16 protein-coding genes and 1 pseudogene are annotated in these 20,066 nt (G+C 64.5%); 10 read left to right on the forward strand and 7 right to left on the reverse strand.

The features are described from left to right. Position 1: 1 nt before the first annotated feature. The 3 genes from CKW22_RS22085 (at position 2) to CKW22_RS22095 (ending at position 6,964) form a co-directional block, all read left to right on the forward strand. Complete coding sequence (locus CKW22_RS22085; RefSeq protein WP_033697405.1) at positions 2–3,109, forward strand: efflux RND transporter permease subunit; 3,108 nt, start codon at positions 2–4, stop codon at positions 3,107–3,109. Further along, the gene (locus tag CKW22_RS22090) at positions 3,106–4,587 is read left to right on the forward strand and encodes an efflux transporter outer membrane subunit (protein ID WP_033697406.1); all 1,482 of its coding nucleotides are present in this window, start codon (positions 3,106–3,108) and stop codon (positions 4,585–4,587) included. The genes CKW22_RS22085 and CKW22_RS22090 overlap by 4 nt, the downstream gene beginning before the upstream one ends. Before the next feature lie 289 nt (positions 4,588–4,876). Then, positions 4,877–6,964, forward strand: a complete 2,088-nt coding sequence (locus tag CKW22_RS22095; protein WP_095065108.1) for a bifunctional diguanylate cyclase/phosphodiesterase — start codon at positions 4,877–4,879, stop codon at positions 6,962–6,964. Here the strand turns inward: CKW22_RS22095 and CKW22_RS22100 are convergent. Next, complete coding sequence (locus tag CKW22_RS22100; RefSeq protein WP_047583735.1) at positions 6,961–7,221, reverse strand: DUF1652 domain-containing protein; 261 nt, start codon at positions 7,219–7,221, stop codon at positions 6,961–6,963. The genes CKW22_RS22095 and CKW22_RS22100 overlap by 4 nt on opposite strands. Before the next feature lie 285 nt (positions 7,222–7,506). Then, complete coding sequence (locus CKW22_RS22105; RefSeq protein WP_033697408.1) at positions 7,507–8,154, reverse strand: DUF1345 domain-containing protein; 648 nt, start codon at positions 8,152–8,154, stop codon at positions 7,507–7,509. Between the two features lie 113 nt (positions 8,155–8,267). Between CKW22_RS22105 and pgm the strand changes: the two genes are divergently transcribed. Beyond that, the gene (gene pgm / locus CKW22_RS22110; protein WP_095065110.1) at positions 8,268–9,905 is read left to right on the forward strand and encodes a phosphoglucomutase (alpha-D-glucose-1,6-bisphosphate-dependent); all 1,638 of its coding nucleotides are present in this window, start codon (positions 8,268–8,270) and stop codon (positions 9,903–9,905) included. Between the two features lie 39 nt (positions 9,906–9,944). Here pgm and CKW22_RS22115 read toward each other — a convergent pair. After that, positions 9,945–10,897 (reverse strand): annotated as a pseudogene (locus CKW22_RS22115) (LysR family transcriptional regulator). Positions 10,898–11,044: 147 nt separating this feature from the next. Between CKW22_RS22115 and CKW22_RS22120 the strand changes: the two are divergent. The 4 genes from CKW22_RS22120 to CKW22_RS22135 are packed head-to-tail and all read left to right on the forward strand — an operon-like array spanning position 11,045 to position 14,804. Then, positions 11,045–11,872, forward strand: a complete 828-nt coding sequence (locus tag CKW22_RS22120; protein ID WP_033697412.1) for an amidohydrolase — start codon at positions 11,045–11,047, stop codon at positions 11,870–11,872. 42 nt (positions 11,873–11,914) lie between these two features. Then, the gene (locus CKW22_RS22125) at positions 11,915–13,264 is read left to right on the forward strand and encodes an MFS transporter (protein WP_050506041.1); all 1,350 of its coding nucleotides are present in this window, start codon (positions 11,915–11,917) and stop codon (positions 13,262–13,264) included. Further along, on the forward strand, positions 13,261–14,001 hold the full coding sequence (locus CKW22_RS22130; RefSeq protein ID WP_033697414.1) for an SDR family NAD(P)-dependent oxidoreductase: 741 nt from the start codon (positions 13,261–13,263) through the stop codon (positions 13,999–14,001). The genes CKW22_RS22125 and CKW22_RS22130 overlap by 4 nt, the downstream gene beginning before the upstream one ends. Continuing rightward, a complete protein-coding gene (locus CKW22_RS22135) occupies positions 13,998–14,804 on the forward strand; it encodes a sugar phosphate isomerase/epimerase (RefSeq protein WP_033697415.1) in 807 nt (268 codons plus the stop codon). The genes CKW22_RS22130 and CKW22_RS22135 overlap by 4 nt, the downstream gene beginning before the upstream one ends. Here CKW22_RS22135 and CKW22_RS22140 read toward each other — a convergent pair. The 3 genes from CKW22_RS22140 to CKW22_RS27360 form a co-directional block, all read right to left on the reverse strand. Next, a complete protein-coding gene (locus tag CKW22_RS22140) occupies positions 14,795–15,211 on the reverse strand; it encodes a RidA family protein (protein ID WP_033697417.1) in 417 nt (138 codons plus the stop codon). The two genes, CKW22_RS22135 and CKW22_RS22140, sit on opposite strands and share 10 nt — an antisense overlap. Beyond that, the gene (locus CKW22_RS22145; RefSeq protein ID WP_033697419.1) at positions 15,211–16,530 is read right to left on the reverse strand and encodes an NAD(P)/FAD-dependent oxidoreductase; all 1,320 of its coding nucleotides are present in this window, start codon (positions 16,528–16,530) and stop codon (positions 15,211–15,213) included. Before CKW22_RS22145 ends, CKW22_RS22140 begins: the two co-directional genes overlap by 1 nt. Positions 16,531–16,629: 99 nt before the next feature. After that, the gene (locus CKW22_RS27360; protein WP_143500789.1) at positions 16,630–16,824 is read right to left on the reverse strand and encodes a hypothetical protein; all 195 of its coding nucleotides are present in this window, start codon (positions 16,822–16,824) and stop codon (positions 16,630–16,632) included. Between CKW22_RS27360 and CKW22_RS22150 the strand changes: the two genes are divergently transcribed. Both CKW22_RS22150 and argE read left to right on the forward strand, forming a co-directional pair. Beyond that, positions 16,823–17,497, forward strand: coding sequence for a DUF1028 domain-containing protein (locus CKW22_RS22150; protein WP_033697421.1), 675 nt, complete (start codon positions 16,823–16,825; stop codon positions 17,495–17,497). The genes CKW22_RS27360 and CKW22_RS22150 overlap by 2 nt on opposite strands. Beyond that, the gene (gene argE, locus CKW22_RS22155; RefSeq protein WP_033697422.1) at positions 17,490–18,650 is read left to right on the forward strand and encodes an acetylornithine deacetylase; all 1,161 of its coding nucleotides are present in this window, start codon (positions 17,490–17,492) and stop codon (positions 18,648–18,650) included. Before CKW22_RS22150 ends, argE begins: the two co-directional genes overlap by 8 nt. 46 nt (positions 18,651–18,696) lie before the next feature. Here the strand turns inward: argE and CKW22_RS22160 are convergent, their stop codons facing one another. Further along, on the reverse strand, positions 18,697–19,965 hold the full coding sequence (locus CKW22_RS22160; RefSeq protein ID WP_033697423.1) for a carbohydrate porin: 1,269 nt from the start codon (positions 19,963–19,965) through the stop codon (positions 18,697–18,699). Between the last annotated feature and the right edge of the window lie 101 nt (positions 19,966–20,066).

Here is a 20,066-nt window from a genome sequence, read left to right on the forward strand (position 1 = left end):
AATGAACCTGTCCGGACCGTTCATTCGACGCCCGGTGGCGACGATGTTGCTGAGCCTGGCCATCATGCTGCTGGGCGGGGTCAGCTTCGGCCTGCTGCCGGTTGCGCCGCTGCCGCAGATGGACTTCCCGGTGATCGTGGTGCAGGCCAACCTGTCCGGTGCCAGCCCTGAGGTCATGGCCGCCACCGTGGCCACGCCGCTGGAACGCAAGCTGGGCAGTATCGCCGGCGTTACCACGCTGACCAGCAGCTCCAACCAGGGCTCGACGCGGGTGATCATCGGCTTTGAAATGGGCCGTGACATCGACGGCGCGGCGCGTGAGGTGCAGGCGGCCATCAATGCCACCCGCAACCTGCTGCCCAGCGGCATGCGCAGCATGCCCACGTACAAGAAGATCAACCCGTCGCAGGCACCGATCATGGTGCTGTCGCTGACCTCCGATGTGCTGCAGAAGGGCCAGCTGTACGATTTGGCAGACACCATCCTGTCGCAGAGCCTGGCCCAGGTATCCGGGGTAGGGGAGGTGCAGATCGGCGGCAGTTCGCTGCCGGCCGTGCGCATTTCGGTGGAGCCGCAGTTGCTCAACCAGTACGGCGTGTCGCTGGACGAGGTGCGCACCGCCGTGGCCAACGCCAACCAGCGCCGGCCCATGGGCTTCGTCGAGGATGCCGAGCGTAGCTGGGAGGTGCGGGCCAACGACCAGCTGGAAACGGCCAAGGACTACGAGCCGGTGGTGATCCGCCAGCAGAACGGCACCATCCTGCGTCTGTCCGACGTGGCGACCATCACCGACAGCGTCGAGAACCGCTACAACAGCGGCTTCTTCAACGACCAGAGCGCGGTGCTGCTGGTGGTCAACCGCCAGACCGGGGCCAACATCATCGAAACGGTCGACCAGATCAAGGCGCAGTTGCCGGCGTTGCAGTCGCTGCTGCCGGCCAGCGTCCAGTTGAATGTGGCCATGGACCGCTCGCCGGTGATCAAGGCGACCCTCAAGGAGGCCGAGCACACCCTGTTGATCGCGGTGGGGCTGGTGATCCTGGTGGTCTACCTGTTCCTTGGCAGCCTGCGTGCCTCGTTGATCCCGAGCCTGGCGGTACCGGTGTCGCTGGTGGGCACCTTTGCCGTCATGTACCTGTGCGGTTTCTCCCTCAACAACCTGTCGCTGATGGCGCTGATTTTGGCCACCGGCCTGGTGGTGGACGATGCCATCGTGGTGCTGGAGAACATCTCCCGGCACATCGAGGATGGCCAGCCGCCGATGCGTGCGGCGTTCCTGGGTGCCAAGGAAGTGGGTTTCACGCTGTTGTCGATGAACGTGTCGCTGGTGGCGGTATTCGTCTCGATCCTGTTCATGGGCGGCATCGTGCGCAGCCTGTTCCAGGAGTTTTCGATCACGTTGGCGGCGGCGATCATCGTCTCGCTGGTGGTCTCGCTGACCCTGACACCGATGCTCTGCGCGCGCTGGCTCAAGCCGCACCAGGCGCAGCAGACGCGCGTGCAGCGCTGGAGCGACAAGCTGCACCAGCGCATGGTCAATGGCTATGACCGCAGCCTTGGCTGGGCGCTGCGCCACAAGCGCCTGACCCTGCTCAGCCTGTTGGCCACTATCGGCATCAACATTGCCCTGTACGTGGTGGTGCCCAAGACACTGATGCCGCAGCAGGACACCGGCCAGTTGATGGGCTTTATCCGGGGTGACGATGGCCTGTCGTTCAGCGTGATGCAGCCGAAGATGGAAATCTACCGCCGCGCCTTGCTCGCCGACCCTGCGGTGCAGAGTGTGGCGGGCTTCATCGGCGGCAACAGTGGCACCAACAATGCCATGGTGCTGGTGCGCCTGAAACCGATCAACGAGCGCAAGATCGATGCCCAGAAGGTTATCGAGCGCTTGCGTAAAGAGATGCCCAAGGTGCCCGGCGGGCGCCTGTTCCTGATGGCCGACCAGGACCTGCAACTGGGTGGCGGCGGGCGTGACCAGACTTCGTCGCAGTACCTCTATACCCTGCAGAGCGGCGACCTGGCAGCCCTGCGCGAGTGGTTCCCGAAAGTGGTCGCGGCGGTGCGTGCCTTGCCCGAGTTGACCGCCATCGACGCCCGTGACGGCGCCGGCACCCAGCAGGTAACCCTGGTGGTCGATCGTGACCAGGCCAAGCGCCTGGGCATCGACATGGACATGGTCACCACGGTGCTCAACAACGCCTACAGCCAGCGGCAGATCTCGACCATCTACGACAGCCTCAACCAGTACCAGGTAGTGCTGGAGATCAACCCGAAATACGCCTGGGACCCGAGTACCCTGGAGCAGGTGCAGGTGATCACCAATGATGGCGCCCGGGTGCCGTTGTCGACCATTGCCCACTACGAGAACAGCCTGGCCAATGACCGGGTCAGCCACGAGGGCCAGTTCGCCTCCGAAGACATTGCCTTCGACGTTGCCGAAGGCTACAGCCCCGACCAGGCCATGGCCGCAGTGGAGCGGGCGGTGGCCAAGCTGGGCCTGCCCGAGGAAGTCATCGCCAAGCTCGGCGGCACCGCCGACGCTTTCGCCAAGACCCAGGAAGGCCAGCCCTTCATGATTCTTGGCGCGTTGGTGCTGGTGTACCTGGTGCTGGGCATTCTTTATGAAAGCTACATTCACCCGCTGACCATTCTCTCGACACTGCCCTCGGCCGGCGTCGGTGCCTTGCTGGCGCTGTATGTCACCGGCGGCGAGTTCAGCCTCATCTCGCTGCTGGGCCTGTTCCTGCTGATTGGCGTGGTGAAGAAGAACGCGATCCTGATGATCGACCTGGCGCTGCAACTGGAGCGCCACCAGGGCCTGTCGCCGGAGGAGTCCATCCGCCGCGCTTGCCTGTTGCGCTTGCGGCCGATTCTGATGACCACCCTGGCGGCCATCCTTGGCGCCTTGCCGCTGCTGGTCAGCCGTGCCGAAGGCGCGGAAATGCGCCAGCCGCTGGGTTTGACCATCATCGGCGGCCTGGTCTTCAGCCAGATCCTCACCCTTTATACGACACCGGTGGTCTATCTGTACCTCGACCGCCTGCGTCACCGTTTCAACCATTGGCGCGGCGTGCGCACCGACGCCGCTCTGGATACCCCGCTATGAACTTTGCCCAGACACCCCTTCACCGTACCCTGCAGTCGTTGACCCTGGGGCGTGGCTCGCGCCTGCTCGGCGCCGGCCTGTGTGTGGCGCTGCTCAGTGCCTGTACCCTGAGCCCGGACTACCACCGCCCCGAGCTGAGCACCCCGGCGCAGTACAAGCAGGCCGAGGGCTGGAGCCAGGCCAAGCCGTCGGACGCGATTGCCCGTGGCGCCTGGTGGGAGGTCTATGGCGATGCCGGGCTCAATGCCTTGGTCGAAGAGCTCAACCGCAGCAACCAGACCGTCGCGCAGTCCGAAGCCCAGTACCGCCAGGCCCAGGCGCTGGTGCGCAGCAGCCGCGCCGCGCTGTTCCCGAGCCTGGACCTGAGCGCCAGCAAGAACCGTTCGGCTCAAGGCACTGGCAGCTCGAGCTCCAGCCTGTCGAACAACAGCAGCGGCATTCGCAACACCTACAACACGCAGCTCGGCGTGAGCTGGGAGATCGACCTGTGGGGCAAGCTGCGTGAAACCTTGAACGCCAACGAAGCCAGTGCCGAAGCCAGCTTTGCCGACCTTGCCTCGATTCGCCTGAGCCAGCAGTCGGAGCTGGTGCAGAACTACCTGCAGTTGCGTGTGATCGATGAGCAGAAGCGCCTGCTGGAAGCAACCGTGGCCACCTACGAGCGCTCGCTGCGCATGACCGAAAACCAGTATCGCGCCGGTGTGTCCGGCCCGGATGCGGTGGCGCAGGCGCGGACCCAGCTGAAAAGCACCCAGGCGGACCTGATCGACCTGATCTGGCAGCGTGCGCAGTTCGAGAATGCCATTGCCGTGTTGCTAGGCAAGGCCCCGGCTAACTTTGCATTGGCCGACAGCAAGAGCATCCCGGCGCTGCCGGACATCCCCGTGACATTGCCCTCGCAATTGCTCGAGCGCCGCCCGGACATTGCCTCGGCCGAGCGCAACGTGATGGCCGCCAACGCCAATATCGGCGTATCGCGGGCTGCCTACTTCCCCGACCTGAGCCTGAGCCTGAGTGGGGGCTATTCCAGCAGCAGCTTCAGCAACTGGATCGAACTGCCGAACCGGTACTGGTCGGTAGGGCCTTCGCTGGCCATGACCCTGTTCGATGCGGGCAAGCGCAGCGCCGAGGTGGACCGTACCGTGGCGGTGTATGACCAGACCGTAGCGCAGTATCGCCAGACCGTGCTCGATGGCTTCAAGGAAGTGGAGAACTACCTGGTGCAGCTGAAGGTATACGGCGATGAAGCGGTGGTACGCCAGGAGGCATTGGACGCGGCGCGTGAGTCGCTTCGCCTGACGGAGAATCAGTACCGCGCGGGGTTGATCGGCTACCTGGATGTGGTGAACGTGCAGACCACGGCGTTGAGTAACGAGCGCAGTGTGCTGAACCTGCTGCAAGGGCGGTTGGTGGCGAGTGTGCAGCTGATTGCTGCGCTGGGCGGCGGTTGGGATGCCGAGCAGGCGTTTGCCGAGTAGGAGGTCGCCCAGCCCTAGGGCTGTGGGAGCACCTGTCTTGCTCGAAATTCAGAAAACACGCATGACCCAGTAGGAGCGGGCTTGCCCCGCGAATACGGGCGAAGCCCGTGCCATTCTCCGCGGTGCCTGCTTCGCGGGGCAAGCCCGCTACCACAGGCCGCGCCTGGGCAGGGCCTAAGAAGGGGATGTTGGATCCATTCCCATTCTCAAAAACCCCGTGCGTTTCGCCAAAGCTTGAGTACAATCGTCAGCTTTTTCCGGGCCCCCTGGCCTGTCGCTGGAACTCCCAATGCTCACAGGCAGCTACTCCTCTTCGTTGGTGTTGATTTCGCTGTGTGTGGCGATCCTGGCGTCCTATACCGCCCTTGACCTGACCGGCCGTATTGCCACGGCCAAAGGCAGGGCTATGCACCTGTGGATGGGGGGCGGCGCGCTGGCCATGGGCATCGGCGTGTGGTCGATGCACTTCATCGGCATGCTCGCGTTCAGCCTGCCCATCGACCTGGGCTACGACCTTGGGCTCACGGCGTTTTCGCTGTTGATCGCTGTGCTGTCGTCAGGCTTTGCCTTGTGGCTGGTGAGCCAGCCAAGCCTGCCCTGGCTGCAATTGGGCTTCGGTGCGTTGATCATGGGGGCAGGCATCAGTTGCATGCACTACACCGGTATGGCCGCGCTGCGCATGCTACCGGGCATCGACTATGACCCAACGCTGTTCGGCGCTTCGCTGTTGATCGCCGTTGGCGCCTCGGCGGCGGCGCTGTGGATCGCGTTTCGCTTGCGCAGGCACACCCCTTACGTGCGCCAGATCCGGGGCCTGGCGGCCGTGATCATGGGGGTTGCCATAGTGGGCATGCACTACACCGGCATGGCGGCGGCCAATTTCCCTGCGGGTAGCTTCTGTGGTGCGCTGGGCGGCGGGCTGCAAGGCGACGGGCTGGTCTACCTGGTGCTGATCACCACCCTGGCGGTATTGGCGGTGGCGTTGCTGACCTCGGTGCTGGACGCGCGCCTGGAAGCGCGCACCGCTGAACTTGCCCGCTCGCTGACCCTGGCCAACCAGGAGCTGACCCAGTTGGCCCTGCACGACACGCTCACCGACCTGCCCAACCGTACCCTGCTGGCCGACCGCATCGAGCAGGCCATCGGCAAGGTGGCGGAGCAGGGCGGGTGCTTTGCCTTGATGTTCATCGACCTGGATGGCTTCAAACCGGTCAACGATGCCTTTGGTCATCATGTCGGCGACTTGTTGCTCAAGGCCGTGGCCGGCCGTTTGCGTGGCCACTTGCACAGCCAGGACACCTTGGCGCGCATTGGCGGCGACGAGTTCGTGCTGCTGGTGGAATTGCGGGAGCCGAACGATGCCATGGACGTGGCGGTCAAGCAGGTCAACCTGGTGTCGCGGCCGTTCCGTGTCGCCGAGCATGATCTGCAACTCACGGCCAGCCTGGGCATCGTCTTGTACCCCGGCAATGGCCTGGACCAGCACGAGTTGCTGCGCAATGCCGATGCCGCGATGTACCACGCCAAAAGCGCAGGCAAGAATGGCTACAGCTTCTTCGACGTGTCGATGAACAGCAACGCCCGGCAGCAGCTGCAGTTGCTGCAGGACCTGCGCCAGGCGCTGGAGCAGGGCCAGTTCCGCCTGCATTACCAGCCCAAGTTCGATGCTCAGGCCTGCCAGCCGATCGGTGCCGAAGCCCTGCTGCGCTGGGAGCACCCGCAGCAGGGGTTGTTGCTGCCTGATCGGTTCATCGGCCTGGCGGAAAAAACCGGCCTGATCATCCCCATTGGCGAATGGGTGCTCGACGAAGCCTGCCGGCAGATGCGCCAGTGGCTGGACCAAGGGCACCTGGGCTGGCGCATGGCGGTCAACCTTTCGGCCATCCAGTTCTGCCACGCTGGGCTGGTCGAAAGCGTGGCCCGGGCTTTGAGCGAGAATGGCCTGCCGGCCAACTGCCTGACCCTGGAAATCACCGAAACCACCGCCATGCACGACGCCGATGCCAGCCTGACGGTGCTGCAACGCCTGTCCGACATGGGCGTGGACTTGTCCATCGATGACTTTGGCACTGGTTACTCCAGCCTCATGTACCTCAAGCGCCTGCCGGCCAACGAACTGAAGATCGACCGTGGTTTCGTGCGTGATCTGGAGCAGGACAGCGATGACGCCGCGATTGTCTCTGCAATCGTTGCCCTGGGCCAGGCACTGGGGTTGCGCATCGTTGCCGAAGGGGTAGAGACCGACAAACAGCAAGACTTCCTCACCCGCCTGGGGTGCGATTCGCTGCAAGGTTATCTGCTGGGCCAGCCGGTGCCGGCAGAGCAGTTCATGGGCAATTTGCAGGCGCTGCGCCAGGAACCCGAGGTGCCGGTTTAGCCTGTGTCGCGCAAGGCGAAGACCGGTACGAAGGCGTCCATTTCGGCCTCGACCGCTTCGATGATGCGCTCGACATCCGCTGCGGCCATGATGGCGGCGCAAGGGATGCCGGCGATGGCCAGCAGGGTTTCCCCGGTGGCGCGGTCGAACAGGCGCGCGATCATGCTGCGCGGCGCATCCATGCTGGCCTCGAAGCCCAACGGGTGGAAATGCCAGCGCATCACCTGGCAGGCGTTCGGGAACGTCATCTTGTTCATGCCAGCCTCCTTGTCCTTACCTGGACGCGGTGAGCGGGTGGCCGCAGGCACGGCCGCCGGGAATGTAACCATAGCACCTGCCACGCCAGTGCCCAGTGGCTGAGTCCGACCAAAGCGATGAGGCTTGACCCACGTCACATTAGCGTCTCGGACAGCGGCTGGCGGCAAAAGGCCCGGCAAACGTTTTCCTTGCGCGGCGGTGCCGAACAACCCGGCAGATTCTGCCAATTTCACGATTGTCAGGCGTGCAGCGTTTTCTGACGAGCGGTGGGGGTTGAACCGGTGCTAGCCCAGCAGGCCCGCCGCAATATTGATGGTGAACCCCAGAATCGCCGTGTTGAACACGAAGCCAACCACGGAGTGCGCCAGCACCACCCGCCGCAGCCCGCGCCCGGCGACGCCGACATCGGACGTTTGCACCGCCACGCTGATGGTGAACGAGAAGTAGTGGAAGTCCCAGTAATCGGGGTTGCGTTCGCCATCGGCGAAGCGCAGTGGGGGTTCGTGGTTTTGCCCGTTATAGAACAGCCGGGCGTAGTGCAGGCTGAAAATGCAGCCGATCAGCAGCCAGGAGCCGGCCACGGTCAAGCCGGTGTAGAGGTAGTGCAGGGCCAGCGCATTACCTTGCAGGCCGCGGCTTGAGACCAGTTGCAGGGTGATCGCGGCCAGGCTGGCGATGGCGGCGATGCACACGGTAAACAGAACCAGCCCGGCGTTTTCGTCCTCGATCTGGGCGACCTTGCGGACTTTATCCGGGTTGGCGTTCCAGGTCAGCCACAGCACCAGCAGCAGGTAAAGCCAGACGCCGAGGTTCCAGCCGACGAGGATGTGCTGGACGGTGTCACCTGCCGGGACCAGCCAGGCGCCGATGATGCCGACCAGGGCAGCGAACGTGAGGCGGGGGTGAGTGCGGGTCAGGCGGTGGACAGCCATGGGGCCTCGTTGCCGGGGAGTGATGGCAAATACTCTAGACCATCGCGCGGCATTGCAACTCTCAGTACACTGCAGGCTCCAACACCAACATCCGTTGAACTCGAGGTTTCTGCATGACGCTCAGTCCTTTGGCAGGCAAGCTGGCTCCGGCCAGCGTGCTGGTCGATATTCCCCGACTGCTCACCGCTTACTACACCGGCCGCCCCGACGCGGCGGTGGCGGCCCAGCGGGTGGCCTTCGGCACCTCGGGGCACCGAGGTACTTCCTTCGAGTTGAGTTTCAACGAGTACCACGTGCTGGCCATCACCCAGGCCATCTGCCTGTACCGCCAGGAGAAGGGCATCGACGGCCCGCTGTTCATCGGCGCCGACACCCACGCGCTGTCGGCACCGGCCTCGGCCAGTGCGCTGGAAGTGCTGGCGGCCAACGGCGTGCAGGTGATGTTGTCCAAAGACGACGAGTACACGCCGACCCCGGCGGTGTCCCACGCCATCCTTTGCTACAACCGTGGCCGCGAACAAGGCCTTGCCGACGGCATCGTCATCACGCCGTCGCACAACCCGCCGCAAAGCGGGGGCTTCAAGTACAACCCGCCCAATGGCGGCCCGGCCGACAGCGACGTGACCAAGTGGGTCGAGGCCAAGGCCAACGAACTGCTGGCGGCGAACCTGGCGGGCGTCAAGCGCATGGACCATGCCCAGGCCTTGCAAGCTGCCACCACCCATCGCCACGACTACGTGAGCCACTACGTGGCAGACCTGGGCAATGTCATCGACTTCGATTTGATTCGCAGCGCCAACCTGCGCCTGGGCGTTGACCCGTTGGGTGGGGCCGGGGTGCATTACTGGTCGGCGATCGCCGAGCATTACAAGCTCAACCTGGAAGTGGTCAACACCGAGGTCGACCCGACCTTCCGCTTCATGACCGTCGACTGGGACGGCCAGATCCGCATGGACCCATCCTCGCCCCACGCCATGCAGGGCCTGATTGGCCTGCGCGAGCGCTTCGACGTGGCGTTTGCCTGCGACCCGGACCACGACCGCCATGGCATCGTCACCCCGGATGGCCTGTTGCAGCCGAACAATTACCTGGCTGTGGCCATCGACTACCTGTTCCGTCACCGCCCGCAATGGCGCAGCGACGCGGCAGTGGGCAAGACCGTTGTGTCCAGCGGCCTGATCGACCGCGTCACCGAACGCCTGGGCCGTGAACTGTATGAGGTGCCGGTGGGCTTCAAGTTCTTTGCCCAGGGCCTGTTCGATGGTTCGTTGGGTTTTGGTGGCGAGGAAAGCGCGGGGGCGTCGTTCCTGCGCCGCGATGGCTCGGTCTGGGCCACTGACAAGGACGGGTTGATCCCGGCCTTGCTGGCTGCAGAGATGACCGCACGTACCGGGCGCAATCCGAGCCAGGCCTATGCGGACCTGACGGCGGCACTGGGCAAGCCGTTTGCTACGCGTGTCGAGGCCAAGGCCGATGTACGGCAGAAGGCGTTGCTGAGCAAGCTGGCACCCGAACAGGTCAAGTCGACCGAACTGGCCGGTGAGCCGATCGTGCAGATCCTCAGCCATGCGCCAGGCAACGGCCAGGCGATTGGCGGGTTGAAGGTGATGACCGCCAACGGCTGGTTTGCCGCGCGGCCGTCGGGCACCGAGGACATCTACAAGATCTACGCCGAGAGCTTCATCGACGAGGCGCACCTGCAGCGCCTGGTGCAGGAAGCGCAGGTGTTGGTGGACGCCGCCATCGCCTGATTCCCTGCAGAGGCGGCCTTGCCGGGCCGCTTCTCTGCCTCAGGCGGTAGGCAGCTCGAACCCGGCAACCCCACGCCCAAGCTTCAACGCCTGCGCATGCAGCACCTGCATCAGGTGCAGCGCCGAGTGCGAGGGCGGTTCGAAGCGCGAATAGACAAAGCTGATGTCGAAGTGGATTTCTTCGGCCAGTGGCACCACCGCCAAGCCGCTGTCCTGCGCCACGAACTCGTCGATCAGGGTAAGCCCATGCCTTGCTTGACCAGGGCCACGGCTTCGTTGGCATTGGTGAACGACAACAATGATTGCAGCTGCAGGCCGCGCTGGTGGATGTGTTCGGCCAGCAGTTTGCCAAACGGCATGTCGGGCCTGAACAGCAGCAAGTCATGGCCTTGCAGTTGCTCCAGGGTCAGGGATGCCTGCCGCGCCAGGGCGTGCTCCTGCGGCATCACCACCACCATGCGCCCACGCATGAACGCCCGTGAATGCAGGTGATCGTGGATCACCGGCAAGGCGGCAATCGACAGGTCGACCTTCTTCGACAGGATCTGGTTCGGCATTTCACCCATCAGCGAGGTTTGCCACTCGATGTTCAGCGAGGGCGACTCGCGCTTGAGCTGGGCCAGCGCAATCGGGATGACCACGGTCGACAGTGATGCGCTGCAGGAGATGCGCAGGTTGCGATGGCCGCCACTGGCCAGTGACAACGCACATTCATTGACCTCCAGCGCCGCCTGATACACCCGCTCGACTTCGCGAAAGAGAATCTGCGCCTCGTGGGTTGGCACCAGGCGGTTGTTGATGCGCTCGAACAACCGGTACGCCAGGCGCCCCTCGATGTACTGGATCAACTTGCTCACCGCCGGCTGCGACACATACAGCATTTTCGCCGCCGCGCTGATCGACCCGGTCAGCATCACCGCACGAAACACTTCCATGTGCCGCAGTTTGAACACCAGCGCGCGGGCTTCGGGGCCTTCGTTCTCGAGGGGCATGAGCATTACCTTTGGTTATGGTCTTCGCCATCTGGGTATGAGCGCATCCGTTGGGCACGCAGTATCTTGAACCCAGCCGAGCCGCCTTTGCGGCGCACAATAACAAGATCTGCAGGCAAGCGCAGCGGCGCTTGACGGGAGTGCTGCGTGAACATCTTTGACGAACCCAAGATCGATTGCCATAACCATTTGTTTGACCCCGCCCGCTTTGCCTATCACCCCGACGCGCCCTATGCACCGTCCGGGCAGGAGGTCGCCACCCTCGAGCAGTTCAACCGGGTGATGGAAGCCTACGGTGTGCAGCATGCCTTGCTGGTAGGCCCCAACAGTGGCTACCACACCGACAACCGTTGCCTGTTGCACGCCCTGGCCGTGGGGCAGGGGCGTTTCAAGGGCGTAGCGGTGGTCGATCCTGGCATCACCCTCGATGCGCTGGCCGCGCTGCAGGCCCAAGGGGTGGTCGGGGTGGCTTTCAACCCGGCGCTGTACGGGGTGGCGAGCCTCGACGCGGTCGACGGTTTGTTCGGCAAGCTCGCCGAGCTCGACCTGTTTGCCCAGGTCCAGGTCTGCGAAGACCAGTTACTGGCGTTGCGCGGGCTGCTGCAGCGTACCTCGGCACGCCTGTTGATCGACCACTGCGGCCGACCAGACGTACGCGCCGGCGTCCAGCAGCCGGGCTTCCAGGCCTTGCTGCAGTTGGCTGGCAGCGGCCGGGCCAGCGTCAAGCTGTCCGGTATGCAGAAGTTTGCCGCGGCCGATGCGCTGCTGGCGCAGAGCAGTGCCTACGTCCATGCCCTGATCGAGGCCTTTGGCCCGGATGCCTGTGTGTGGGGCTCCGACTGGCCGTTCATTCGTCAGCGCGCGCGCGTGGACTACGGGCCCTTGCTGAAACTGGCCGAGCGCCTGATGCCGGATGCGCAACTGCGCCGCAAGGTCATGTGGGACACGCCGCGACGTCTGTTCGGGTTCGCCTGACGCAGCGCCCTTTGCCATTCCAATAACAAGAGAGCAACCGTCATGAACACTGAGCAGAACATCGGCTTGGGGGTGTTCGACACCCCTGCACGCCTGCAACAACGCACCCGCACGCGCTTCATGATCCTGGCGCTGATATCTGGCGGCACCATGATCAACTACCTCGACCGCAGCGTGATGGGCATTGCGGCGCCCAGTATCAGTGCCGACCTGGGCCTGAATGCGGCGATGATGGGGGTGATTTTTTCGGCGTTTTCCTGGACCTACGCGGCGGCGCAGATCCCGGGCGGGATCCTCATCGACCGGCTGGGTACCAAGTTTACCTACTGGCTGGCCTTGACGCTGTGGTCGCTGTTCACCGGCTTGCAGGGGTTGGCCCAGGGCTTTCTGTCGCTGTTGGGCATGCGTTTTCTGGTGGGGGTGACCGAAGCACCGTGCTTCCCCACCAACAGCCGCGTGGTAGCGACCTGGTTCCCGCAGAGTGAACGGGCCAGGGCGACCGGTATCTACACCTTCGCCGAGTACACCGGGCTGGCCTTTTTAACGCCGCTGCTGTTCTGGGTGCTGCATGCCTACGGCTGGCGTTTTCTGCTGATGGCGGTCGGGCTGATGGGCATCCTGTATGGCCTGGTCTGGTGGCGCAAATACCATGAACCGCACCAGTCCACCACGGCTAATCAGGCCGAACTCGACTACATCGCCGCCGGCGGCGGCGTGGTCGACGGTGGCCAGAAAGCCACGGTGTTCCGCTGGTCGCAGATCCCGGCGTTGCTCAAGCACCGCAACATGCTGGGTATCTGCCTGGGGCAGTTTGCCTGCAACTCGACCAACGTGTTCTTCCTGACCTGGTTTCCGACGTACCTGGTGACCGAGCGGCACATGCCGTGGCTGAAGGTCGGCTGGGTCGCAGTGCTGCCTTTCATCGCCGCGTCGCTGGGGACCCTGGTCGGCGGCTGGTTGTCCGACGCCTTGCTGCGCCGTGGCTACTCCCTGAACGTGGCGCGCAAGCTGCCGGTGATTGCCGGCCTGCTCACGGCCTCGGTGATTGTGTTGGCCAACTATGTCGAGTCCGACGCGCTGGTGATCGCCATTCTCTGCATCGCCTACTTTGCCCAGGGCATGTCGGCGCTGGCCTGGATGATCGTCTCCGATATCGCGCCCAAAGGCCTGCTGGGCTTGAGTGGCGGCCTGTTCAACCTGTTCGCCAACGCGGCGGGCATCGTCACCCCACTGACCATCGGCATCATCGTGTCAATGACCGGCTCGTTTGTCTGGGCCCTGGTCTTCGTGTCGTCGATCACCGTCCTGGGGGCGCTGTGTTACCTGTTCATGGTGAGCGACCTGCGTCGCCTGCCAGACGTTCCCTCTCTCGATAATGGAGCAAAGCAATGAGCCAATACCTGCAAGGGCAGACTGCAATCGTCACCGGCGGCATGCGTGGCATCGGCCTGGGCATTGCGCAGCGGTTGCACGCTGCCGGCGCCCAGGTGGTGATCTGGGACCTCGCGGTCGATGGCTGGGACGCGGCCGAGCAGGGTTTCGAGCCTGTGCTGCGTCAGTCGGTTGATGTGTCGTCTCTGGCCTCGGTAGAGGCGGCCTTCGCCCATGTGCTGGCGCAGGTCGGGCAGGTCGAGATCCTGGTCAACAACGCCGGTATCAATGGCCCGGTGGTGCCTGCGTGGGAATACCCGCCAGCGGCCTGGGACAAGGTCATCGCCATTGACCTGAACGGCGTGTTCTATTGCTGCCGCACCGCCATCCCGCACATGCGTGAGCGCGGCTACGGGCGCATCGTCAATGTCGCCTCGATGGCCGGCAAGGATGGCGTGCAATACATCTCGGCGTACTCGGCAGCCAAGGCGGGGGTGATCGCCTTCACCAAGGCCGCGGCCAAGGAGCTGGCGCAGGATGGCGTGTTGCTCAACTGCGTGGCGCCGGCCATGGTCGAAACACCGCTGATGGCCGAGATGACCCCGGAGCACATTGCCGCGAGCAAGGCCAAGATCCCCATGGGGCGGTTCCTGAAGGTAGAGGAAATCGCCAACATGGTGAGCTGGATCGCCGGGCCCGAGTGCAGTTTCACCACCGGCTTCGTGTTCGACCTCAGCGGCGGGAGGGCGACCTATTGAGTGGCCTCGGCGTCGCTCACCTGACGGCGCTGGACCTGGCGCCTGCGGTGCTGGTGCGCGAGGCGCGCCGTGCCGGCTTCAGTTCGGTGGGGCTGCGCTTGCATCCGGTGCTGCCGGGTGCACTGGCTTACCCGGAAGCGGCGGGTAGCCAGGCGCTGCGTGAGCTCAAGGCGGTGATGGCGGGCGAGGGCGTGCGGGTCGCTGACATCGAGTTCGTGTCATTGACACCCGAGGTGGTGGTCGCCGATTACGAGCCTTTGCTGGCGGCAGGTGCAGAGCTGGGGGCGGTGAGCTTGACGGTGTCGGGGGATGACGCCGATTTCACGCGGCTGACCGGGCACTTCGCGGCCTTGTGCGTGCTGGCGCGGGGTTATGGCCTGCGCGTGGACCTTGAGTTCATGCGCTGGCGGCCGGTGGCGACCGTGCAGCAGGCCTACAGCGTGGTGGCAGGGGCGGGGCAAGGCAACAGCGGTGTGCTGGTCGATGCCCTGCACTTGTTTCGCGCGGGGGGGCAGGTGGCGGACCTTGCCCACATCGACCCGCGTTACTTGCAGGCCGTGCAGTTATGCGATGCGCCCCTGCAGGCGCCACCCGAGAGCGGCATCATCCAGGAAGCGCGCCAGGGCCGGCAGTTGCCGGGCGACGGGCAACTGCCGTTGGTGCAGTTGCTCGCAGCCTTGCCCAAAGGCGTCAGCCTCAGCGTGGAAGTGCCGTCAGCCCAGTTGCACGGGGCACAGCGGCTAACGGCGGCTGCGCGGGTAACGCAGGCCTGGCTGAGTGCGCAGGCGGTGGCTCAAGCCTGATCCGGCACCACGGCGATCACATCGATCTCCATCAGCCACTCGGCCTGGGCAAGGCCTGCCACCACCAGCCCGGTGGAAATTGGGAACACGCCCTTGAGCCACTTGCCGACTTCCTTGTACACCGGCTCGCGGAAGCGCGGGTCGGTGATGTAGGTGGTGGTCTTGACGATGTGCGACAGGTCCGAGCCTGCCTCTTCAAGCAGCTGCTTGACGTTTTTCATCGCCTGTTCGGCTTGTGCCCGTGGGTCACCCAGGCCCACCAGTCGCCCTTCGAAGTCGGTGCCCACCTGGCCGCGTACGTAGACGGTGTTGCCGGCGCGCACTGCCTGGCACAGGTCGTTGTCCAGGGTCTGGTTGGGGTAGGTGACCTTGGTGTTGAACATGCGGATACGGGTATGGGTAGGCATCAGTGGGCTCCGAGGGTGCTGACGTTGCTGATCGTGGGTTGTTGCTGGTCATCCGCTGCGCGTTGATCGCTGTCGCGGTAGGCCAGGTAGGTCCGTTGCGTGGCGATGTGGCCGGCGACGTGCTTGGCGTCGTGCCACACGCCCCAGATGAACGACGAGCCGCGACGTGACAGCCAGGGCAGGCCGAGGAAGTACACGCCCGGTTCGCGGGCAACGCCACGCTGGTGTTGAGGCTTGCCGTTGGCGTCGAAGGTGTCGACCTGCAACCAGCTGAAGTCCACGCCATAGCCGGTGGCCCAGATGATGCTGCTGACGCCGGCCTTTATCAGGTCGAGTTCGAGCAGCGGGTTGCTGACGCACTCTGGGTCGGGCAGTCGCTCGCGAGCTGCGGGCTCTTCTGGCAGGTCCAGGCCGTTGCGTTCGATGTAGGCGTCGGCGGCATCGAGCAGGGCCAGGTAGTTCTCGTCGCCACGGCGAATGTTGTCCGCCAGGTTGTCCTGGAAGCGGGCAACGCCTTCGCTGAACGACTGAGTGAGGCCGACCAGGGTCATGCCTTGGTGGGCGAGGGCGCGGAAGTCCACCGTGTGGCCGCCGCGTGCGCCGCTGACGGCAATGGTCACGTGCTCACGGCCGGGCTTGGCGATTTCTGCGTCCCACTCGCCCAGCACGCCCAGCCACCAGCAGAAGTCGCGGTTGCGGTAGGCCCGCGGCGGGCGGTCATGGGCGCCGACCGAGAGGTACACCTGGCGCCCGGCGCGCATCAGTTCTTCGGCGATCTGCACGCCCGAAGAGCCTGCCCCAACCACCAGTACGGCGCCTGCGGGCAACTGCTCGGGGTTGAAATAGGCGGCGGAGTGGATCTGGTGCAGACGCGGGTCTTGCGGCGCAATGGCCGGAATCACCGGGCGCTGGAACGGGCCGGTGGCGGCGACCACGCGGTTGGCGCGGATCACGCCCTCGTTGGTTTCGATGGTGAAGCCGGGGCGGTCGCTGTTGCGCACCACCTTCTTCACTTCGATGCCGGTGCGTACCGGCAGGTTGTACTTGCGCACGTACTGTTCGAAGTAGTCGGCGACCTGCTCCTTGCCAGCGAAGGCATCGGCATCGAGGTTGAATTCGAGCCCCGGGAAGCGGTCATGCCAGACCGGGCCGTTGGCGACCAGCGAGTCCCAGCGGCCGGTGCGCCAGGCTTCGGCGATGCGGTTGCGCTCCAGTACCAGGTGCGGCACGCCGAGCTTGTTCAGGTGTTCACTCATGGCCACGCCGGCTTGGCCGGCGCCGACGACGAGGGTGTCGATTTCGATGTTGTTCAGAGTCATGTCCGAGCCCTTTTCTGGCGGTTTTTGTAAGGTCGGTTTGGAGGACCGCCGTTGCCTGGGGCCAGACTAGGGATGCAGCACAAATGGCGAAAATAGTATTTAGCTGGTGCTTGCCGATAAAACGGCGAAGGCCTTGATTCGCGTGGCTTGCAGCGGTGTTTTGGCGTTTTTTCGCAGCGCGGGCAAGGGGCTTAGTTTTTTCCTGCTCAAGCCCTCGGAAAAAGGTCGTTTCGCGTGCTGGATGCTTCCACCCAGAATGGCGTGCATTGGACAGAACAACAGGAGCCATGACATGACTTTCTCCATCATCGGTCGCTGCCAGGAAACCGGCCAGGTCGGTATCGCCATCAGTTCGTCGAGCATTGCGGTAGGGGCACGCTGCCCCTGGGTACGTGCAGGTGTGGGTGCGGTCGCGACCCAGAACATCACCTTGCCGGCCCTCGGGCCGCAGCTGCTCGATGCCTTGGAGCAGGGGCAGCTGCCGCCTGCTGCGCTGGACCGGGTGCTCAATGCCAACGGCTGGAGCGAATACCGCCAGGTCACGGTGATCGACAGCCATGGCCAAGTTGCGCTGTTCACCGGCAAGCAGGCCCTGGGTGTACATGATGCCGTGGCGGGCGAGCAGTGCGCTGCGGCCGGTAACTTGCTGTCTTCCCGGCAGGTGATCGAGGCCATGGTGCACGCCTTCGAACAGGCCGAGGGGCATCTGGCCGACCGCCTGCTGGCGGCCATGCACGCGGCCATGGCGGCGGGGGGCGAGGCCGGCCCTGTGCACTCTGCGGCATTGAAGATTGCCGGGGAGCTGACCTGGCCCTTGGTGGACCTGCGTGTCGACTGGGCCGATGAGGACCCGATCGGGCAACTGGATGGCCTGTGGCAGGCCTATCGCCCCCAGATGCAGGACTACGTGACCCGCGCCCTCGACCCCACGGCAGCGCCAAGCTACGGGGTACCGGGGAATGAGTGAGTTCGCCAGCCGCGCGCTGCTTGCCCGGCTGATCGGCTTTGCCACGGTCAGCCGCGATTCCAACCTGGCGCTGATTGGCTTCATCCGTGACTACTTGGCGGGTCTTGGCGTGGACTGCGAGTTGTTCCATAACGCCGAAGGCACCAAGGCCAACCTGTTTGCCACCATCGGCCCGCAGGACGTGGGCGGTGTGGTGCTGTCGGGGCACACCGACGTGGTACCGGTGGACGGCCAGGCCTGGACGGTCGAGCCGTTTGCCCTGAGCGAACGTGATGGACGCTTGTACGGGCGCGGCGCTGCGGACATGAAGGGCTTCATTGCCTCGGTGCTGGCGGCGGTCCCGGCGTTTCTCGCGCGGCCTTTGCGTATGCCGCTGCACCTGGCGTTCTCCTATGACGAAGAAGTCGGTTGCCTGGGGGTACGTTCGATGCTCGCGGCGCTTGAACAGCGGCCCCATAAACCGCGGCTGTGCCTGATTGGCGAGCCGACCGAGCTCAAGCCGGTGCTAGGCCACAAGGGCAAGCTGGCCATGCGTTGTCAGGTCCATGGCGCGGCCTGCCATTCGGCCTATGCGCCTTATGGGGTGAATGCCATCGAGTACGCGGCGCGCCTGATCGGCAAGCTGGGCGAGATTGGTGAGGGGCTGGCGCAGCCCGAGCAGCATGACGTGCGTTTCGATCCGCCGTTCTCCACGGTGCAGACCGGCGTGATCAAGGGGGGCAGGGCGCTGAACATCGTGCCCGAGGAGTGCGAGTTCGACTTCGAGGTGCGTGCCTTGCCGGGCTTCGACGCGCAAGGCGTGGCTGACCAGTTGCAGGGCTACGCCGAGGCCGAGTTGCTGCCGCGCATGCGCGCCGTCAACGAGGGCGCCGATATCCGCCTGCAAGCACTCAGTGCCTACCCGGGGCTGGCCACGCCGGCTGACAGCGAGGCGGCGCAGCTGGTGGCGTTGCTCAGTGGTTCGCAAGCGTTCGGCACGGTAGCGTTCGGTACCGAAGGCGGCCTGTTCGATCAGGCGGGAATCCCGACGGTGGTCTGCGGGCCTGGCAGTATGGAGCAGGGTCACAAGCCGGACGAGTTTGTCAGTGTCGAGCAGTTGCAGGGGTGTGATGCCATGTTGCTGCGGCTGGTGGATTACCTGCGGCAGGGCTGAAAAACGGGGGCCGCGTTGCGGCCCCAGGATGTCACTGCCAATTAGGTCAGAACGTCGCCTTGACCTGCAAACCGACGACCAACGCATTGTCGATGGCTTTGCCCGAAAACGCCCCAGGCTCGATGATGTACTGCACATCCGGCCGCAGGTTCAGCCAAGGGGTGGCCTGGTAGCCGTAGCTCAGTTCGATCAACTGTTCGGCGCTGTCGATGTCCGGGAACTGCTGGCCTGCGTCGAACGCGGCGTCTTCCAGCACATCGCGGCTGCGCGGGTTGGGCACGGCGCGGCCATAGCCCAGGGCCACGGTATCGCGCGGGCGGCCTTCGAACGGCTTGTACAGCACCACGCCAGCGCCATACCACTTGGTGAACGGCGAAGCGGCCTTGCTCGATGCCGAGTACTGGCCAAAGGCATGCAGGCTGCGGCCCGGCGAGCCCTGGTCGTTCCACACGGCCTGGTCGATCAACACGTAATGGCCGCCACGGCCGGACACGTCCTTGTCGCTGCCGATACGTTTCACGTCGGAGCTGTCGTAGTAGTAGCCCAGCTTGTACTCGCCTGGCAGCTCGCCTTGCAGTTTGTACACCAGCTCCACCGGCACCACGGTGCCTGTGGTGTGCTTGGGCCCCAGGTGCCAGGCACGGCTGGAGTTGCCGTTGCTTTCGGGGTCGACGTTGAACGCCGCCACCCGCAGCTGCCAGGACGGTGACAGGTCGTATTTGACCCGCACGCCAAGGTGCGCGTTGGGGTAGTTGGTCCAGCCGCTGCCGCCGGACATGTTCAGCGGGTGGCCGCAGAAACCGGCGTTCATGAAGTTGCACAGAATGCCGCTGTCCAGGCCGCCGAGGTCGTTGCCCATGGCCATGTAGCCGAGCTTGACGTTGAGGGCCGGGGTGAACAGGGTGCGCTCGTAGCTCAGTTCGGTCAGGCGGGTGTACAGGCCACCGAAGTTCTCCTGGATCGGCAGGCGGTTGCCCACCAGGTCTTCCGAGGCGCTGTTGCCGCGGCGGTCGTTGATGGTCAACTGAACCTTGCCGCCGTTCTCCAGGCCATACAGTTTCGACAGGTCGAACTGCACGCCAAGCTTGAGGTTCTGCGAGTAACGGGCCGAACGGTGCAGGCCGCCGTGGGCGTTGTAGGCGGTTTCACCGCTGTAGTCGCCGGTGAACTTGACGCCGTCTTCTTCGAGCTGATGGCGCAGGCCACCCCAGTCACCGGTCATCGTGCTGCGGTTCATGAGGTCGCCGTCGGCGAGGGCACTGCTGCTGGCCAAGGCAAGCAGCAGGGAAGACGTGATGCGAATTGCGGATGGCATTGCGGGGTCTCGATTGATCTTTCAGGGCCTCATCGCTGGCAAGCCGGCCCCCACAGGTTCCGTGTAGGGCCTGTGGAAGCCGGCTTGCCAGCGAGGGGGGT

It is taken from the genome of Pseudomonas sp. Irchel s3f19 (assembly GCF_900187555.1).
Lineage (GTDB): Bacteria > Pseudomonadota > Gammaproteobacteria > Pseudomonadales > Pseudomonadaceae > Aquipseudomonas > Aquipseudomonas capeferrum.

Coding starts and splice junctions, on each gene's coding strand:
- CKW22_RS22140 (WP_033697417.1), bottom strand. CDS start 15,211: ATGCCTACCCATACCCGTATCCGCATGTTCAACACCAAGGTCACCTAC.
- pgm (WP_095065110.1), top strand. CDS start 8,268: ATGACGCTCAGTCCTTTGGCAGGCAAGCTGGCTCCGGCCAGCGTGCTG.
- CKW22_RS22100 (WP_047583735.1), bottom strand. CDS start 7,221: ATGAACAAGATGACGTTCCCGAACGCCTGCCAGGTGATGCGCTGGCAT.
- CKW22_RS22160 (WP_033697423.1), bottom strand. CDS start 19,965: ATGCCATCCGCAATTCGCATCACGTCTTCCCTGCTGCTTGCCTTGGCC.
- CKW22_RS22095 (WP_095065108.1), top strand. CDS start 4,877: ATGCTCACAGGCAGCTACTCCTCTTCGTTGGTGTTGATTTCGCTGTGT.
- argE (WP_033697422.1), top strand. CDS start 17,490: ATGAGTGAGTTCGCCAGCCGCGCGCTGCTTGCCCGGCTGATCGGCTTT.
- CKW22_RS22085 (WP_033697405.1), top strand. CDS start 2: ATGAACCTGTCCGGACCGTTCATTCGACGCCCGGTGGCGACGATGTTG.
- CKW22_RS22145 (WP_033697419.1), bottom strand. CDS start 16,530: ATGACTCTGAACAACATCGAAATCGACACCCTCGTCGTCGGCGCCGGC.
- CKW22_RS22150 (WP_033697421.1), top strand. CDS start 16,823: ATGACTTTCTCCATCATCGGTCGCTGCCAGGAAACCGGCCAGGTCGGT.
- CKW22_RS22105 (WP_033697408.1), bottom strand. CDS start 8,154: ATGGCTGTCCACCGCCTGACCCGCACTCACCCCCGCCTCACGTTCGCT.
- CKW22_RS22125 (WP_050506041.1), top strand. CDS start 11,915: ATGAACACTGAGCAGAACATCGGCTTGGGGGTGTTCGACACCCCTGCA.
- CKW22_RS27360 (WP_143500789.1), bottom strand. CDS start 16,824: ATGTCATGGCTCCTGTTGTTCTGTCCAATGCACGCCATTCTGGGTGGA.
- CKW22_RS22130 (WP_033697414.1), top strand. CDS start 13,261: ATGAGCCAATACCTGCAAGGGCAGACTGCAATCGTCACCGGCGGCATG.
- CKW22_RS22090 (WP_033697406.1), top strand. CDS start 3,106: ATGAACTTTGCCCAGACACCCCTTCACCGTACCCTGCAGTCGTTGACC.